The following is a 17596-nucleotide window of genomic DNA, read 5'->3' on the forward strand; positions in this document are numbered from 1 at the left end:
AAAGGGATGAAAATAACACTCATAGCTGTAGGCAAAACAGAAGACAAATATTTAATTGAAGGAATAGACAAATACCTGAACCGTTTAAAGCATTATATTAACTTTAGCCTTCAGATTATTCCTGATATTAAAAACACCAAAAACCTAACTGAAGCCCAACAGAAAACAAAAGAGGCCGAGTTAATTGCCAAACAAATCAACCCTACAGATGTTGTAATTTTGCTAGATGAAAAGGGCAAAAAGCATAGCTCTGTATCTTTTTCAGCTTATTTAAATAAACAAATGATTGGAAGTGTACAGCATTTGGTGTTTATTATTGGTGGGCCATATGGTTTTGACGAAAGTATTTACAACAGGGCTAATACCAGTCTTTCACTTTCAGACATGACATTCTCCCATCAAATGGTGAGACTATTTTTTGTAGAACAACTCTATCGGGCATTTAGCATTTTAAAGAACGAGCCTTATCATCATGCTTAGTCGATTTATGGAATTACGTCCTATTTTTCATCATTTATAAAAGATCAAAACTATGTTACCAAGTGATTATAAAAGAAAGTATAGGTTTAGAACCGATACCTCTAAAGAAAGAAAATACATGAATATTGCGATTATCGTAACCTTAATTGTATTAATGGTTTTATGGTATCTGATTAACTAATAGGCTAAAAATTAGGACATAAAAAAACATCAGCCCAATAGAGCTGATGTTTTTTTTTATAATCAGGTGTATTAAACGCCTTTTTTACTTGTCATGTTTGCCTTTTTTGCTGGCGCAGACGTTTTAGCTGTTGGAGCCTTTGCATTTGAAGGTTTAGCTTTTGGAGCCGCTTTTGGCTTTACATCTACTTTATCTTCTACTTTAACTCCAGCTTGTTCTTCTTGTTCGCCTGGGGCTGCCTCAGTAAATAAAGGCAAATCTTTCAAGATCTGATACCAGTTCAAGATTTTCTTCATATCAGAGGTGTAAACCTTTTCTTGATCATGACCAGCAGCTACTTCAAGAAAGAATTTTTTCAAGGTACCACCGTCAGCTTTTGAATCTGGAATATTTGCCTTAGCCTGGTCAATATTGGCTAAAACATTAATTAACTTTAATTCTTCGTCTTCTCCGTAGATTGTAATATCTTCTAGAGAAGCTAACTTGGTAGTTGAAACGCTAGCTACAATCTTTAATTTTTGCGCATCTAAACTTTCTAAAACATAACCAGCTTTATTTTGGCCAACTAGCTTAAATAGTCCTGGTCTGCCTGATACGGCTACAATTCCTCTTAAATTCATATGTTGTTTGTATGGCGTAATGTGTAGTGTGTATTGTTTGTATTTCAATACCTAGTACCCAATACTTTAATTAATCTTCTAAAACTTCTATTGTTAAGATCTTATCCCCTTGTCTAATGTCGTCAACAAGATCAACATTCTCAATAACCTTGCCAAAGCAAGTATGGTTACGATCTAAATGTGCGGTGTTGGCTCTGCTATGGCAGATAAAAAATTGTGAACCACCAGTATTTCTACCAGCATGTGCCATAGATAAAACACCACGATCATGATATTGGTTCTCTCCATCCAATTCACAATCAATTTTATAACCTGGGCCACCTGTACCTGCCATATGCGCTTTTGCCGGGTCTTTAGAATTAGGGCAACCGCCTTGAACCATAAAGTTAGGAATTACACGGTGAAAAGTTACACCATCATAAAAGCCTTCACCAGCTAATTTTTTAAAATTGGCAACAGCCTTTGGAGCATCATTTTCATAAAACTCAACTGTCATGTTACCTTTATCGGTTTTAATTATTGCTTTACTCATAGTATTTTTTGTGAGGGCCAAATTTAGTAAATAGAAACGATTAGCAATGCGATTACTGTATAAATACTGTTAAGAAATTTAAATCTGTATCAAATATTGTATTTTAACGTTTTAAGAGCACAATAATTTTAAAATAGACAGTAAAAAATTTACATTCGCATTAGGTAATTCATCATGATTCTGAAAAAATATAGCTTTTTATTACTGTTCATCTTATTGTCTTCGCTTGCAAAAGCCTCGTCGATTCTCATTTTTATGGATGAAGGACAGAAAAATCATTTAAAGGCTTATGGCATTGCCTATTGGAGCATTAAGCAAGAAGGAGAAGTAGATTGGCTGCTCAACTATCGTGGCGGGAGTTTTTTGATCAAATATGCCAAAAAAGTGGAAGATGAATGTAAAATCAGGGGCGTTTCTTACGAAGTGTTACCTGATGGAAAAGTAACCGCCATTTTAAACGAGATCAATAATCCAGATGTAAACATGGAAATGGTAAAACTGGAAAAAACACCGAAAATTGCAGTTTACTCGCCAAAAAGCAAACTTCCATGGGATGATGCGGTAACCTTGGTATTGACTTATGCTGAAATTCCTTACGATCTGATTTATGATGACGAGGTACTCAAAGAGAAACTATCTGGATACGACTGGCTGCACCTGCACCATGAAGATTTTACAGGGCAATATGGGCGCTTTTGGGCCTCTTTCAGGACTTCTACGTGGTACCGCGATGATGTGAAGTACCAAGAGGATGCCGCTAAGCGAAATGGCTTTAAAAAGGTAAGTGAGATGAAACTTGCCGTAGCTAAACGAATTAAAGAATTTTGTGCAGGTGGTGGCTTTTTATTTGCCATGTGCTCAGGTACCGACAGTTTTGATATCGCCCTTGCTGCCGAAGGGATTGACATTGCAGAAAGCATGTTTGATGGCGACGGAACAGATGCAAATGCACAATCGAAACTTGATTACGAAAAAACATTAGCCTTTAAAGATTTTAAAATTGATATGAATCCTGAACGCTATGAGTTTTCTGATATTGATGTAACCCAGACCCGACAATTTAGAGCAGAAAATGATTATTTTACGTTGTTTGATTTCTCTGCCAAGTGGGATCTGGTACCTACCATGCTTACTCAAGACCACGACAAGGTAATTAAAGGTTTTATGGGTCAAACTACAGCATTTAGAAAGAGTTTGGTTAAACCCAATATTACTGTTTTAGGAGAAAACAAAGGTGGTGGCGAAGTACGCTACCTACACGGAGAAATAGGAAAAGGACAATTTACTTTTTATGGCGGTCATGATCCAGAAGATTATCAACACCAAGTGAGCGACCCCCCTACTGATTTAAGCTTGCATCCAAACTCGCCAGGTTACCGATTGATCTTGAATAATGTATTATTTCCAGCTGCTAAGAAAAAACCGCAGAAGACCTAGTTTTTCAGTTTGCAGTTTTTAGTTAGTGGTTGCTAAAACAGTCCCTATAAATTAATCATAGAAGTTCCAAGTAAGGCCTAACTTCAATAGGCGATCTGGCATAGGGTACCTGTCTATGGTATAATAGCCTTTGCTAAACAAGCCCTGATTTGCGTAATCGTATTTAAGAAACAGGTTTGCTCTTCTTAATCCTGCTTTCAACCAAACATCCACCACTGGTTTAGAACTAAATACATGTCCACCTTCGGTATTATAAAATTGGCTTACTGCTGGCGAGTAACCTGCAGATTTATAAGAAGTATTGTACCTTACATCAAATCCTATTTGTGTTTTTAACACTTTAAACAGTGTCCAATCTTTATAAACGCTATTAAAAGTATATATTTCTGGTGTTCTCAGTACATCTGCATTATCCGTTTTTTGGTAAACCACATAAGCATCTAAGTGAATACCCCTGAAAGTGAATTTTTTACCTACGCTTAGTTTCAATAAGTTGATATCTCCACCTTGTTGCGCTGGGGTAATACTATTTGTTGTTCCAACCTGTTTAAAATAAAGATAACCGGTAATCAAATAATAATTTAAGGATGCATCCAATTGCAGAAAATCATTGAGATAGTTAAATGATAAGTTAGCTGTTTTGGTTCGATCAAAGTCTTTACGCTTATCCCAATCAAAATAATTTCCAAAATACCGCATATAAATTTCTTCTGGAGATTTGTTTTGAATGTATGCACCTAAAGCAATTCTACCTGCTTTATTGCTTAACAAAATATTACTCTTCGCTTCATATAAAAAATCGCCGGTATTATTTCCCTGAAAGATTTGTTGAACGTCCAGGTTTAAGTCAATCCGGTTGCTAAAGCGATAACCCAACGATCCCAATAATGTAATATTTTGAAAAGCTGAGGTACGGCTGTAGAAAAAACTTTTGTCTCTTGAAATTCCATATTGTGCAAACTGATAAAAATCATGACGAATTCCTGCATCAATTTTCAACTCATTTTTAATAATCGAATTGCCTTTAGCTCTTAAGAAAAAACTATAAATAAACTCATTCTGCAAATGCTTCACATTCGTTGAGTCGTTGGTAAACACTAGGTCTACCGGCTTTTCGCTACCAGGAAGTTTTTGAGGAAAAACATTATAATTATCAACTTCATCCTTTTTAAAAGAATATTGACTTTTGGTGTAAGTTAACGTATGGGTAATTTTATTAGTTGGTAAAATACTCTGGGTGGTGTTTACGCCTGTAGTATCTATTCTACCTACAAAATAACTTTGTTTCAATAAAAAAGAGTTCTTTCTCCATAATTGTTTGGCACTAGTTAAACGCACAGGTTCTGCCATTTTATCAACAAGCGCAACATAATCTGTACCGAATATATTCTCATTTACAGTCGATCCATTTTCTTGTGCCTTTAGGGTATTAAAAACGGCATCTGCCCATAAATTATATCTTTTACTTGGAGATTCGTACCATGTAAAAATCGACGCATTTAAATCATCGCCCCTTTGGTGTGTGTAAAAGCCATTTGCACCGATTCTATTGTAATTTGCACCAAAATTCCAGTTCTTTTTGATATTTTGGGTATGGATCAATTTTAAAACCTGTTCTTTCTCTCCTGCGTTTACATAATATATACTCGAAAAAGGAGATCTGGCTCTGTAAAATCTAACGTCGTCTTGGTTAAGCATATAAAAATCCAGTGCATGAAAACCTGCATCAAAACCAATGGTTTTGCTCGGCTCAAATAACAAAGGCATAGCTGCCAAACCCATTACCCCTGTTCCAACGGTTGGTCTGCGGGGCTGATGAAGCACACTAAAGTTTTGGATGCCAACTAAGCTCGTATCAATAGGGAATGTCTGTGTACTATCTTTAGTAAGTTTAAGCGTTGTGAACCGAATAAATTTAGACGTATACACCAGCGAGTCCTTTTCAGCATCTAACGTTTTCCTTAAAGAATCCTGTTCTTTTTTATTGGCATTGATATTTGTTCTTAAATCCTGTCCGAAAGCATTGCTTAGGCCAAGGGATAAACCACAAAAAAGAATGAATTTTATTATTTTTCGCATTATAACGTCGAGATAAGCTTGCTAAGGATATGGGTCATTTTGGGCTCGGCATGCGCAGCAGTTTCTAAAATCTCTTCCAAATTGAAAGGTTGTAAGTCTTCTGGAAATCCTTCATCTGTTAATACAGAAATGGCGAAAACTGGCAAGCCCATGTGGTTGGCTACAATTACTTCCGGAACTGTACTCATCCCTACCGCATCACCGCCAATAACCCTTAAATACTTATATTCTGCTTTAGTTTCTAAATTCGGCCCTGTTACCGAAACATAAACGCCTTGGTGACAGGTAATATTTTCTGCCTTTGCAATTTTTAATCCTTCAGCAATTAAGCCATGGTGGTACGGTCTGCTCATATCCGGAAAACGAGGACCTAAGTCTGAATCGTTAATCCCACGAAGTGGACTCTCTGGCTGCAAGTTGATATGATCATTAATGATCATGAGATCACCTTTTTTAAATTCAGAATTTAAAGAGCCCGCAGCATTTGAAACAAACAGATGTTTAATACCCAGTGCTTTTAAAACCCGAATTGGGAAAGTAATCTGTTGCATTGAATAACCCTCGTAATAATGCAACCTACCCTGCATGGCTACTACCTTTTTGCCTTCGAGCTCTCCAAAGATCAATTTCCCAGAATGAAATTCTAAGGTAGAGATCGGGAAATTTGGGATGCTAGAATACATAATGCTATGAGACACTTTGATATCTTTTACCAAACCACCTAGGCCAGTACCTAATACAATGCCTACTTCTGGTTCAAAATCACCTATTTTATGTTTAAGGTATTCAACCGATTCTCTTAGTGTTTGCAACATAGTCTAATATATTTTGATCAAAGGTAATTTTATCTTTCGTTGCCAATTCAATTTCTATTGGCAAATAGAATATCGGCAAATTTAACAGTAAATCTTTTAAATTATCACCTAATAAACGCTGGCTATCCTTTTCTGTTGTAATTATAATTTTTTCTTTGGCAGGATGCTCATTAAACGCTTTGATGAGCACTTTGATATCTTGCACCGTAAAATCATGATGATCTGGGTGCTCAAAGCTATGGATATTAGAAGAAAACTGGCTTAAATATTCAACTAAGGGCTTTGGATTGGCAATACCGGTCAATAAAAATATTTCGTTATTACCAATATTTACTTTTGTTTCATTCGTAAACAAATGGATAAGCTCGCCATATTTGATGGAAGAAAAAGAAAGTCTTTGGTCTAAGGTTAAATCGATCTTACGTCTAATTTCAATCTGGTCTACAATGTTTACTGGACTAGGGCTCTTAGTAATCAATACCGCATTTGTTCTGTTGTAGTTTGAAAACGGTTCTCTCAAATTACCTGCCGGCAATAAAAATTGAAAATTTTTAAGCTTGGCAAATTCAAAAAGCAGAACGGTAAAACCAGCTTTTACAGCTCTATGTTGATAGGCATCATCCAATAAAATCACATCGTGATTTGCTTTGAGCAAATTGATTCCCTTCACCCTGTCTTCACATACTGCAACGGTAATTTTTGGGAATTTTTTATAATACTGCATGGGCTCATCGCCAATGGTTGCTGCTGTTGCCTTTTCGTCTGCCAATACAAATCCCTTGGTTTTACGACCATAACCACGACTTAAAATTGCCACCTTGTAGTTAGACAAAAGCCTAACCAAGTATTCGGTAGTAGGTGTTTTACCAGAACCACCAACTACCAAATTACCCACACAGATTACTGGCAAATCAAACGCTGTTGATTTGAATACCTTCCAATCATATAGTTTATTCCTAACCAGGATAATTAAACCATAGATTAAAGAGAAGGGCAACAATAAGAGGCGTAAGTATGTAAACATGTTAGACTTCAAAAATAAGGATTATTTTAATTTAAAAGCCATGTCTGCCCCATTCCTTTCTACTGCTCTTCTAATTGAACTTCTACTTTTGGTGGCATCAGTTTATAAACAACAGGTGTAACAATCCTCGACAATAAGGTAGAACTAATCAATCCACCGATCATTACTATAGCCAATGGCGAAATTAATGGGTTACTAGACAATGCAATTGGCAACAAGCCTCCTATAGCCGTAAAAGTGGTTAATATAATAGGCAAGAATCTAATTTCTCCGGCCTCTTCTATGGCATCGTTTAGTGGTTTGCCTTCTGCACGCAATTGGTTGGTAAAATCGACCAATAAAATGGTATTCTTAACTTCAATACCTGCCAAAGCCACAATACCAATAGTAGCCACGAAAGAAAGTGAATTGCCGGTTACCAGCAAAGCCAAAACTGCACCAACAATACCCAATGGGATTACCGATAATACGATTAACGTACTTTTAAAGGTCTTAAACTCTAACACCAACACTGCAATAAACATAAATAAGGTAACTAAAAGAATGCTGCCAAAACCACCAAAAGACTGGTTCCTGCTTTCTATCTCTCCACCCATTTCATAATGATACCCGGCAGGCAACTTGAATTTATCCATCTGATTTACTACATCCTTAATCACCTTATCGTTTAAAAAGCCCTTTTGCACAAAAGCATTTACAGATATGGTTCTGGTTTTGTTATGGTGGTTGATACTTAATGGCGAGGTTTCTAATTTTAAGGAAGCTACTTGCAATAAGGGTACTGATAATCCCTGACTATTGTTAATGTATAAGTTATCGAAAACACTAAGGTCTGGATAAGATGGTCGGTTGGTGGTTAGCAAAATATTATAGTCATCACCAGTAGATTTGGGATTGATAAATTTACCTACCTCAAGACCAGCTACAGCCATTCTTACGGTTCGATCTATATTTACGGTAGGTATTCCTAGAGCTTGTGCCTTTTCTTTATTGATATCGACCTTAATATCGGATTTTAAGTTTTTAAGTGGGTTGTTGACGTAGATTGTCCCTTTGGTTTTCAGGAGCATGTTTTCTATTTTACCTGCCAAATTTCTAAGGGTATCCAGATTATCACCCAATAAACGCACCTCAACTGGAGAGATGATCGGTTGTCCCTGCTCAAAGTCTTTTACCTCTACTTTTGCGCCCGGATAAGGTGTCCACTTTTTGCGCAATTGCTCAATAATCTCCACTTTTCGGTCGGCTCTTACCTCAGGCTGTAACAATACAAACAACTCTGCAAAATCGGTTCTTTCATTTTGCGGCAGTACATTGTAATAAATTCTAGGATTACCTTTACCCACATTGGCTGCAAAATATTTCACTTCTGGTATTTTTTTCAACTCCTGCTCAATCTGTCGGGTTACGCTATCTGTATATTTTAGATTTGATTGTAATGGGGTCGAAATATTGATCAAAAACTGTGGTTTTTCTGAGGCTGGAAATAAGCTGACACCAATAACTGGAATTAATGCTACGGAGCCTGCAAAAATCCCTATGGCAATAAAAATAGTGAGTACAGGTTTTGCCAAAGCCTTATCTAATAATTTGGCATAAGAACCATGGATAATTTTCTGCAAAGTTCTTAAAAAGATATTCCCATTTACATCGCTATGCGGTCTTAAGATTTTGCTGGATAGAAATGGAACTACCGTTAAAGCCACTAACATAGAAGCAAAAACAGAGCAGATTACCGCAATAGGCAAACTTCTGATGAATTCGCCAGAAGCTTCTGGCATAAACATCAATGGCATAAAAGCAATAACAAGGGTTGCAGTACAACCGATTACGGCCATGCCGATTTGTTTGGTTGCTTTAAGGGTAGCGTCTAATCGGCTGTGCCCTTCTCGCATCCACCTTTCTATATTTTCTACCACTACAATACTATCATCAACCAGCAAACCTAAAGAGAGCACTAAACCAACAATACTAAGCTGATTTAAGCTAAAGCCCAAAGCGTTGATCAAAACAATACCAATGGCCAGAGAAAGCGGAATAGAAACCATTACCACCAATGATGCTCTTGTACCCAATGGCAAAAGGGTAACCATTACCAATAAAATTGCAATTAAAAAGTCGGTCCCCAATCCACCCAAACGTGTGTTTACATTCTCGGCCTGATCAAACATCAATTGCTGATCGATGTTATTGGGCAGGGTTTTCTTAAAATTATTGATCACCGGCAGATAAGCTTCTTGTGCTTTGGTAATATTGCCACCAGATTTTTGGGCTGCGACTACAAATACGCACCGGTGTCCATTTAAACGAGTAATGTCTTTCTCTTGCGAATAGTCAAAATAAACATTGGCCACATCTTTTAAGGCTGTATTCTTACCATTACCGCTAAATACAATGGTATTTTTAATTTCATCGATGTCTTGGTAATTGCCACTTGTTTTAATATTGAAAGATTTACTTCCTGCATTTACACTTCCACCCGGAATATTTGCCACCTCGCTTTGAATGGCACTGGCAATAAAAGTAATTGGGATATGGAGTTGGGCCAATTTCTCCAGATTTAGATCAACCCTAACCAATTGATCGGGCAAGCCCACAATTTCTACATTTTTAAGTGCTGGAATCTTTTCTAAAGCATCTTGTAAATCCTCAGCTTTGCTCTTTAATTTATCTCTCGATGCGTTTTCAGAAATCAAAGCAATTTGTAACACATTTACATCTGATGGTGAAATTTTCTGCACTTCCATGCTATAAATTTCCTGAGGTAGGTTTGCCCTTTCGCTATTTACTTCCCTAACCAGCTCTTGGTATTTGTCATCAACATTAACGTTGTATTTATATTCGATGAAAATAACAGCCAGACCATCTCTAATGGTGGTTTTAATGGATTTGATATTATCTAAACCATATATTCGTTTCTCTAGCGGTTTTACAACGAGCTCTTCCATATCCTTAGGACTTGCCCCAGGATAAACCACCACCACCGGAAAGTTGGGTGCATTCATGTCTGGATCTTCAGCACGTGGCATATTGAAAATTGTAGTGATACCAAGCGCTAAAACCATGAGCACCATGATTAAGGTAAACTGGTAATTTTTTACAGCATATTCAGAAATCTTCATTGAATTAGATTTGAGTGGTAATGAAATGTGAGTTAGTGATAAAGAAGTATACGCTTTATCTTACTTTAAAATCCTGATTTTAGAGCCATCTGTTAAATAGGCACTTCCCGAAACAATTAAGGCAGTTGCATTTTCTAGCCCACCAGTAATGCTGATTTTATCATTTTGAATAGCGCCAAGCTGCACCTTAACTTTTTGAGCAGTTTGATTGTCATTGGTGATAAAAACAAAACCTTCATTTTCTCCACCATCTAATAAGGCGTCGTAAGGAATGGTATAACCGCTGCTACTTTTGGTAGGGATAATGATGGCTTTACCAAAAAGCCCTGTGGCCAAACCTTGTGTTTTAGGTTGATCGAGTGTAAGTTCCACAGCAAATGTTCCACTTTGTGGGTCTATCCCTTCTGATTTGCGGGTTATTTTGGCCAATAAGTTTTGGTTTGGCAGTGCATCGGTAGTGATGGTTGCCCGATCATTGATCTTCAATGTTGCCCATTGTTTATCGCTTAAGCCTACTTTCAATACCCACTTATTTTGTTTGGCGCCATTGATCTGTAGCACAGGAGTTCCCGGACCAACAATCTGACCATCGTTTGCCAGTTTTCTCAGCACATAACCACTACTGGTTGCTCTAATTTCTGCATAGTTCTGGTTAAACTTGGCAGCATCTAATTGTTCCTTTGCCACCTGAAAAGCCGTTTTTGCATTTTGCATCTGCTCTAAAGTAGCTACACTGTCTTTGTACAATTTAGTAGCCCTATTGTAATCTCGCTCTGCTTTTTGATAGGCCAAAGTTACCTGCTCAACTTGTGCTGTGATTTCCGTTCTGTTTACTGAAGCCAACAATTGGCCCTGTTGGATCTGATCTCCTTCTTTGACGTAAATTTTATTAATGATACCGCCATTTTTGAACGATAATAAGGTTTCATCGTTAGTGGTAAATTGTCCAGCTACAGCAATGGAATGATTGACATCCTCTACTTTTAAAGGTAAAATTTTAACAGGAATGATATCTTGGTTAACAATGGTATCCTGATCTTTTTGATGGCGATTACATGCCCCTAAAAATAAAGTGGCCAGTACTAATGTTGAGTAAGCTATTTTCTTCATGGTCTAATTAATTTGGTAGGTTGCGGTTTCTCGTTCTAGTTCGGCAAGAGCTGACAATAGCTTATACCTGCAGATATTGGTAAAGAGTTGTGTTGTGGTCAATTGGTTTCTGGCGTCAATGGTTTCGATAAACGAATTTGAACCAGCATTGTATCCTTTGTCTATTAATCTTTGGTAGCTCGAAGCCGCCTCAAATTGTTTCAACGATGACTGGTAGTTTTGATAGGCCGACTTTAGGTTATTTTGTGCTGTTCTTTTGGTTAGATTTAATTGTTGAGCGACCAGATTTGCATTGAGTTCGGCATTTTCAACATCCAAAACCGTCTGTTTGATCTTTAATGTATTTCTGTTTCCGGCAAATATTGGAATATCCAATTGCAGGCCCAACATGTAATAACGAGAGTTGCTATTAAATTTAAAGCCCTCAGCTTGCGAGCCCAGATCGAAAAACGCTCCCAGTTTTGGCACCGCAAATCGATTGTCCATTTTCAATACATTTTTATTAATGGCAATTACCTGCTCTAGCTGCTTCAGTTCTTCTCGGCTATTTGAAACTGGTACATCAAGCAGCTGTCCTTCAACTTTAGCTACATCTATTTGAGCTTTGTCTGAATTGATTTTTTCGTCGGCACCCCTGTTCAATAAAAAATTAAAATACAATTGTGCATTAACCACTTGTTGTTCGGCAGCTACCAATTGTGCGTTGATATTTTCGACCTCACTTTTCGAACGCAACACATAGGCAGGCAAACCTTTACCCCCTTCTAACAATTTGGTATTTACCCTAAGTCCTTCATTGGCCAATTGCAGACTAGATTGATAGATTTCTACTGCTTGCAATGCATTGAGGTAATTGTAATAGGCAACTTTAATGTTCTTTACCAAGTCTCTTTTATAAATTAACACTTCTGTTTCCTTCAAAACCAATTGCTGTTCAGAGATGCGTTTGTTGTACACCAAATCTGAATTGATGATTGGAACAGTTGTCCTAATTTTTGCATCATAAAAATTCTTTGGCAAAAAATCGATGCTTTGATTCTCTAACATCTGAAACTTGTTGGTAGCAGTCATCTGGTTTAGTGTACTGTAAATTGGGTTCAGTAAATCGCCCAATGGCAAAGGAATATTCCGACCTCCATCTGCAGTCTGATACCCACCCTGAAAAGCAATGGTAGGCAAGAACAAACTTTTAGCACTTTTTAAAGCATATTGTGCCTTTTCTAAGGAGATATTTTTTTGCTGTAGTACAATGTTATTTTTAAACGCTTCTTTGATATAGTCATCAACTAAAACCTGCGCCTTCACATTCAAACTTAAAACGACTAAGGTTGTTGACATCAACCCTATTTTTATTTTATTCATTAACAGTGTTAACATAAAATTATTTTAAACTTTTTAAAATCAAAACCAAGCTATCAAATGCTTCATCCAGAATGGTACTATTTTCAGGAACGGTTACATGTGCACTTGCCACATGGTCTAAATGCCCCTGTAATTTCAAACTGCATAGGCCGTGCATAATTGCCCAGATATTTAAAGCCATATTATTAACCTCTACTTGCTTAAAATATCCTACAGCTTTACAAGCTGCTACCGTATTTACCAAAGCTGTAAAGGCAAATTCTCCTTCTTCCCATTCGCTACCACAATGTTTCTCTACAAAATCCAAAGGTTCTTTCATAATGAACATTAGCTCATAAAAATCAGGGTTTTCTAAAGCAAAAGCCATGTAAATTCTACCCATAGCCATTAACCTTTCAAATGGATCCTCTACTTGTAGCAACACTATAAATTGTGCACCAAGCATTTTAAATCCTTCTTGATGCAAAGCATAGATGATATCGCTTTTATCCTTATAATAGAGATAAATGGTAGTTGGACTAATCTCAACCTGTTCTGCAATTTTCCTTAAAGAAGTTGCTTCGTAACCTTGCTTTAAAAACAAGTTCTTTGCAGAATCTAAAATCTTCAGTTTGAGTTCTTCTTTGTGCTTTTCTTTTCTCTCTTTTATTCCCATAACAAATAATAACAATGCAAATATAATTAACGGTGTTAATAATGCAAATATTATTCATCTTTTTCTGACAATTAAATAGATTTGCCTCAAAACAAAAAACCTATCTTTGTAAAAACAAGAACTTAATTTATGCTTAAAGGATTTTTTAACGTACCAGCACCTGTTAATGAGCCCATTTTGGGTTATGCTCCAGGAAGTAAAGAACGCGAATTATTAAAAGCAGCATTAGCTGATGCTCGCTCTAAAGTAATCGACATACCTATGTATATCGGTGGTGAAGAAGTTTATACCGAACAAACGGGTAAGATCACCCCTCCACATGACCATCAACATGTATTGGCCAATTACAGTAAAGGAACTAAAAATCATGTGAGCCAAGCAATTGATGCAGCCTTAGCGGCAAAAAGCGATTGGGAAAATTTAGCATGGGAACATCGTGCTGCAATTTTCTTAAAAGCTGCAGATCTAATTGCCGGACCATACCGTTATAAATTAAATGCAGCCACCATGTTGGGGCAAAGCAAAAACGCCTATCAGGCAGAGATTGATTCTGCTTGTGAGCTGATTGACTTTTTGCGTTTCAATGTGAGCTACATGTCTGAAATCTATAAACAACAACCACCAGTATCTCCACGTGGCAGTTGGAACAGAGTAGAGCAGCGTCCGTTAGAAGGATTTGTTTTTGCTTTAACGCCATTCAACTTTACTGCAATTGCTGGCAATCTACCTACTTCTGTAGCCATGATGGGCAATGTGGTAGTTTGGAAACCCGCAAACACTCAAATTTTCGCTGCTAATGTTTTAATGCAAATCTTCCGTGAAGCAGGATTACCAGATGGAGTAATTAATTTGGTTTATGCCTCTGGTCCAGATGCTGGAGATGTTATTTTCTCTCATCCAGATTTTGCAGGTATCCACTTTACAGGTTCAACTGGTGTGTTTCAGGATATCTGGAAAACAATTGGTAACAACATTTATAAATTTAAAACCTACCCACGTATTGTAGGTGAAACTGGCGGTAAAGATTTTATTCTGATCCATGGTTCTGCAGAGCCAGAAGTTTCTAGCACCGCAATTATTAGAGGGGCATTTGAATATCAAGGACAAAAATGTTCTGCTGCTTCGAGAGTTTATATTGCTAAAAGCGTTTGGCCACAGATCAAAGAATTTATGCTTCGTGATTTGGCGACCTTTAAAATGGGCCCAACTGAAGACTTTAGTAACTTTATCAATGCAGTTATCGACGAAAAATCTTTCAATAGCTTAGCTAAGTATATTGATGCTGCAAAAAAAGACAGTGGTGTAGAAATTATTGCTGGCGGAAATTACGACAAGAGTAAAGGTTATTTCATTGAACCTACTGTGTTGGTAGTTGACGACCCTAAATATACCACCATGTGTGAAGAGTTGTTCGGACCAGTTTTAACTGTGTTTGTATATGAAGACAAAGACTTCGAAAAAACTTTAGACATTATAGATACCACTAGCATTTATGCTTTAACTGGTGCAGTAATTGGCCAAGATCGTTATGCGATAGAAAAAGCTACACAACGTTTACGTAATGCGGCTGGTAATTTCTATATCAACGACAAATGTACTGGAGCAGTAGTTGGTCAGCAGCCATTTGGTGGTGCTAGAGGTAGTGGTACAAATGATAAAGCCGGATCGATGATCAATTTATTGCGTTGGGTATCTCCACGTACCATTAAAGAAACTTTCGATCCACCAAAAGATTATCGCTATCCTTTTTTAGCGGAGTAAGCTTAAAGCAAAAGACTTTAAGCTTAACGAAAAAAGCCATACATGGCTGGGAATTCATTTTTGGATTTACACTCTAAATAAAAAAGCCTCCAAATTGGAGGCTTTTTTTTAATGGCATTAAAATACTATAACCAGCTTACAATGCCAGTTTCGACATCATAATTGGCACCTACTATTTTTATTTTCCCATCTTTTTCCAGTTGGTTTAATGTAGCGCTTTGGTTACGGATATCCGCTATGGTTTGTTTTACATTTTGCACGTTCAATCTTTCCAACAAATCACTATTTTTCGACGAACGTTCTTCTCCATCGGTAATAATTCCATCAATAATTGGAGTAAAATGATCTACTAAATGACTAAGATTTTCCATTCCTGTCTCTCTGATTGCAGCAGCGTCTAACCCTCCTTTTAAAGCACCACATTTTGAGTGCCCTAAAACAACAATTAATTTAGATCCTGCAACATTACAACCAAATTCCATAGAACCCAAAATATCTTGGTTTGCAAAATTCCCAGCAATTCTCACGCTAAAAATATCTCCTAATCCTTGGTCAAAGATCAATTCGGCAGAAGTTCTACTATCAATACAGCTTAATATTACTGCAAATGGCCATTGTCCTGCTCTTGTATCGTTTACTTGTGCTAGTAAATCTCTATTGGCTTTTAAATTTTGTACAAATCTTTCATTACCCTCTTTAAGTATTTCAAATGCTCTTTCTGGGGTAATTGTTGTTTGTGTTTCTAAAGTATGTGCCTTCATTATCTTAGTTATTAATTTCTTCTACAATATTTTTATTTAATTTTGGCACAGTATAATGACTTCTAATGTGCTCTAAAGTTACGATAATGCCTTTAGTATAAGCATTATGCTTGTAATTAAATATGGTCTCCAATACATCGGGGTCTATATACCTCGAGTTTGAGCCATCAATAATTACATTTGTTTCATTTGGTATGCCAGTTAATAAAACCTGAATTGCGGCTTTATTCAAAAACGACACTTCTTCTGCCAATTTGATCCTGATATTCTTTTTATTTCCCTCTTCTTGTATTTTATAGAAGTATGGGTTACGCATATTGGTGCGTAATAAATAAAATATAGAGAACAACATACCTACTGCTACACCTTTTAATAAATCGGTAAATACTACTGCAACTACAGTAATTACAAAAGGTAAAAATTGGTCCCAACCTTTATGGTACATGTGTTTGAATAGCGAAATTCTGGTCAGTTTATAACCTGTAACCAAAAGGATAGCTGCCAAACACGCCAACGGGATCATGTTAATTAACCCAGGGATAAACAATAATGACAACAACAACCAACAGCCATGAATAATAGATGACATTTTTGTTCTTGCACCCGAGTTTACGTTGGCAGAGCTTCGCACAATAACCGAAGTCATTGGTAAACCACCCAACATACCACTGGTGATATTTCCGACACCTTGTGCCAATAACTCCCTATTTGTTGGCGTAACACGTTTAATTGGGTCGATTTTATCAACTGCCTCTACCCCTAAAAGGGTTTCTAAACTTGCTACAATAGCAATGGTACCTGCCACAATCCAAACTTCCTTATTGCCAATGGCAGAAAAATTTGGTGTATTGAACAGACCTAAAAACTCTCCCCAACCATTTACAATTGGAATGTTTACCATCTGTTCTGCTCTTAGTGCATAATCTGTTTGTTGAAAAGCTAAGCTTAGTCCAACACCCAAAATAACCACCAACAAAGGAGCAGGAACTACATTTACCTTTTTAATTTTTGGCCAAAAGATCAAAATCAGAATAGATAACAAACTGATCACAATGGCACCCAAACTAAAGTGGCTCAAGGCATTGCCAATAGCAGAAAAGGTATTCTCTTTATCTCCTTGAAAGAATTCTTCATCTCCCAAGAAATCGCTATCTACACCTAAGGCATGCGGCAATTGTTTTAAAATAAGGATCAATCCAATAGCGGCCAACATCCCTTCGATTACACTTGATGGAAAGTAATTCCCAATAGTGCCGGCCTTAATAAGGCCGAGCACCAATTGAAAAACACCCGCCAAAACCAAAGCAAGCAAAAAGGTCTGATAGCTGCCCAATTGAGCAATACCACCTAAAACAATAACGGTTAATCCCGCAGCCGGACCACTTACACTAAGCTGCGATCCACTTACAAAACCTACTACGATACCACCAACGATACCTGCAATTAAACCTGCAAATAGCGGCGCACCAGAGGCCAATGCAATACCTAAACATAAAGGTAAGGCTACCAAAAACACTACTACACTTGATGGTAGATCGCGTTTTAAATTCTTTTTTAATATATATTTCTTCACTTCGAACCTAGAAGAGGTCGAATTATTATTTTCCATGACACTATGCGTTAAATTTTATAATTTTTAAGACATCATATTACCGCA

Annotated in this window: 14 protein-coding genes; 3 read left to right on the forward strand and 11 right to left on the reverse strand. The window is 37.0% G+C overall.

What is annotated here, in order from left to right:
* Window positions 1-6: 6 nt before the first annotated feature.
* Window positions 7-480 (forward strand): 23S rRNA (pseudouridine(1915)-N(3))-methyltransferase RlmH, encoded by a 474-nt coding sequence (gene rlmH, locus AQF98_RS02955; RefSeq protein WP_055130417.1) that lies wholly within the window; start codon window positions 7-9, stop codon window positions 478-480.
* Window positions 481-732: 252 nt separating this feature from the next.
* Here rlmH and AQF98_RS02960 read toward each other — a convergent pair whose 3' ends face one another.
* Together AQF98_RS02960 and AQF98_RS02965 are read right to left on the reverse strand one after the other, a co-directional pair.
* The gene (locus AQF98_RS02960) at window positions 733-1281 is read right to left on the reverse strand and encodes a DUF5606 domain-containing protein (protein WP_055130418.1); all 549 of its coding nucleotides are present in this window, start codon (window positions 1279-1281) and stop codon (window positions 733-735) included.
* A gap of 70 nt (window positions 1282-1351) precedes the next feature.
* Window positions 1352-1813: a peptidylprolyl isomerase gene (locus AQF98_RS02965; protein WP_055130419.1), complete on the reverse strand. Its 462-nt coding sequence runs from the start codon at window positions 1811-1813 to the stop codon at window positions 1352-1354.
* Between the two features lie 174 nt (window positions 1814-1987).
* Between AQF98_RS02965 and AQF98_RS02970 the strand changes: the two genes are divergently transcribed.
* Window positions 1988-3250: a hypothetical protein gene (locus tag AQF98_RS02970; protein ID WP_055130420.1), complete on the forward strand. Its 1263-nt coding sequence runs from the start codon at window positions 1988-1990 to the stop codon at window positions 3248-3250.
* A 51-nt stretch (window positions 3251-3301) separates the two neighbouring features.
* On the opposite strand, the gene AQF98_RS02975 is transcribed toward AQF98_RS02970, so the two are convergent.
* From AQF98_RS02975 to AQF98_RS03005, 7 genes are read right to left on the reverse strand one after another with little or no spacing between them, the layout of a single operon-like run.
* Window positions 3302-5329 (reverse strand): putative porin, encoded by a 2028-nt coding sequence (locus AQF98_RS02975; protein WP_055130421.1) that lies wholly within the window; start codon window positions 5327-5329, stop codon window positions 3302-3304.
* A complete protein-coding gene (locus tag AQF98_RS02980; protein WP_055130422.1) occupies window positions 5329-6144 on the reverse strand; it encodes a purine-nucleoside phosphorylase in 816 nt (271 codons plus the stop codon). Before AQF98_RS02980 ends, AQF98_RS02975 begins: the two co-directional genes overlap by 1 nt.
* Window positions 6116-7168 carry a tetraacyldisaccharide 4'-kinase gene (lpxK, locus tag AQF98_RS02985; protein ID WP_055130423.1) on the reverse strand — a complete coding sequence of 351 codons (1053 nt, stop codon included), beginning with the start codon at window positions 7166-7168 and terminating at the stop codon, window positions 6116-6118. Before lpxK ends, AQF98_RS02980 begins: the two co-directional genes overlap by 29 nt.
* A 59-nt stretch (window positions 7169-7227) precedes the next feature.
* On the reverse strand, window positions 7228-10290 hold the full coding sequence (locus AQF98_RS02990; RefSeq protein WP_055130424.1) for an efflux RND transporter permease subunit: 3063 nt from the start codon (window positions 10288-10290) through the stop codon (window positions 7228-7230).
* A 60-nt stretch (window positions 10291-10350) separates the two neighbouring features.
* Entirely contained in the window at window positions 10351-11400 is a 1050-nt protein-coding gene (locus tag AQF98_RS02995; protein ID WP_055130425.1) for an efflux RND transporter periplasmic adaptor subunit, read from the reverse strand.
* A 3-nt stretch (window positions 11401-11403) separates the two neighbouring features.
* Window positions 11404-12738 (reverse strand): TolC family protein, encoded by a 1335-nt coding sequence (locus AQF98_RS03000; protein WP_235524161.1) that lies wholly within the window; start codon window positions 12736-12738, stop codon window positions 11404-11406.
* A 43-nt stretch (window positions 12739-12781) separates the two neighbouring features.
* Window positions 12782-13417: a TetR/AcrR family transcriptional regulator gene (locus tag AQF98_RS03005; protein ID WP_055130426.1), complete on the reverse strand. Its 636-nt coding sequence runs from the start codon at window positions 13415-13417 to the stop codon at window positions 12782-12784.
* 129 nt (window positions 13418-13546) lie between these two features.
* On the opposite strand from AQF98_RS03005, the gene pruA reads away from it, so the two are divergent.
* Complete coding sequence (pruA, locus tag AQF98_RS03010; RefSeq protein ID WP_055130427.1) at window positions 13547-15178, forward strand: L-glutamate gamma-semialdehyde dehydrogenase; 1632 nt, start codon at window positions 13547-13549, stop codon at window positions 15176-15178.
* A 125-nt stretch (window positions 15179-15303) separates the two neighbouring features.
* Here pruA and AQF98_RS03015 read toward each other — a convergent pair whose 3' ends face one another.
* Window positions 15304-15939 carry a carbonic anhydrase gene (locus AQF98_RS03015; protein ID WP_055130428.1) on the reverse strand — a complete coding sequence of 212 codons (636 nt, stop codon included), beginning with the start codon at window positions 15937-15939 and terminating at the stop codon, window positions 15304-15306.
* Window positions 15940-15943: 4 nt separating this feature from the next.
* Window positions 15944-17548, reverse strand: a complete 1605-nt coding sequence (locus AQF98_RS03020) for a SulP family inorganic anion transporter (RefSeq protein WP_055130429.1) — start codon at window positions 17546-17548, stop codon at window positions 15944-15946.
* Window positions 17549-17596: the final 48 nt, after the last annotated feature.

The sequence above is a fragment of the Pedobacter sp. Hv1 genome, from assembly GCF_001412215.1.
Classification (GTDB): domain Bacteria; phylum Bacteroidota; class Bacteroidia; order Sphingobacteriales; family Sphingobacteriaceae; genus Pedobacter.

Excerpts from the sequence above, each read along its gene's own strand:
- AQF98_RS02990 (WP_055130424.1), bottom strand. The coding sequence starts at position 10,290 with ATGAAGATTTCTGAATATGCTGTAAAAAATTACCAGTTTACCTTAATC.
- AQF98_RS03015 (WP_055130428.1), bottom strand. The coding sequence starts at position 15,939 with ATGAAGGCACATACTTTAGAAACACAAACAACAATTACCCCAGAAAGA.
- AQF98_RS03020 (WP_055130429.1), bottom strand. The coding sequence starts at position 17,548 with ATGGAAAATAATAATTCGACCTCTTCTAGGTTCGAAGTGAAGAAATAT.
- AQF98_RS02970 (WP_055130420.1), top strand. The coding sequence starts at position 1,988 with ATGATTCTGAAAAAATATAGCTTTTTATTACTGTTCATCTTATTGTCT.
- AQF98_RS02995 (WP_055130425.1), bottom strand. The coding sequence starts at position 11,400 with ATGAAGAAAATAGCTTACTCAACATTAGTACTGGCCACTTTATTTTTA.
- AQF98_RS02980 (WP_055130422.1), bottom strand. The coding sequence starts at position 6,144 with ATGTTGCAAACACTAAGAGAATCGGTTGAATACCTTAAACATAAAATA.
- AQF98_RS02965 (WP_055130419.1), bottom strand. The coding sequence starts at position 1,813 with ATGAGTAAAGCAATAATTAAAACCGATAAAGGTAACATGACAGTTGAG.
- pruA (WP_055130427.1), top strand. The coding sequence starts at position 13,547 with ATGCTTAAAGGATTTTTTAACGTACCAGCACCTGTTAATGAGCCCATT.
- rlmH (WP_055130417.1), top strand. The coding sequence starts at position 7 with ATGAAAATAACACTCATAGCTGTAGGCAAAACAGAAGACAAATATTTA.
- AQF98_RS02960 (WP_055130418.1), bottom strand. The coding sequence starts at position 1,281 with ATGAATTTAAGAGGAATTGTAGCCGTATCAGGCAGACCAGGACTATTT.
- AQF98_RS03005 (WP_055130426.1), bottom strand. The coding sequence starts at position 13,417 with ATGGGAATAAAAGAGAGAAAAGAAAAGCACAAAGAAGAACTCAAACTG.
- AQF98_RS02975 (WP_055130421.1), bottom strand. The coding sequence starts at position 5,329 with ATGCGAAAAATAATAAAATTCATTCTTTTTTGTGGTTTATCCCTTGGC.
- AQF98_RS03000 (WP_235524161.1), bottom strand. The coding sequence starts at position 12,738 with ATGTCAACAACCTTAGTCGTTTTAAGTTTGAATGTGAAGGCGCAGGTT.
- lpxK (WP_055130423.1), bottom strand. The coding sequence starts at position 7,168 with ATGTTTACATACTTACGCCTCTTATTGTTGCCCTTCTCTTTAATCTAT.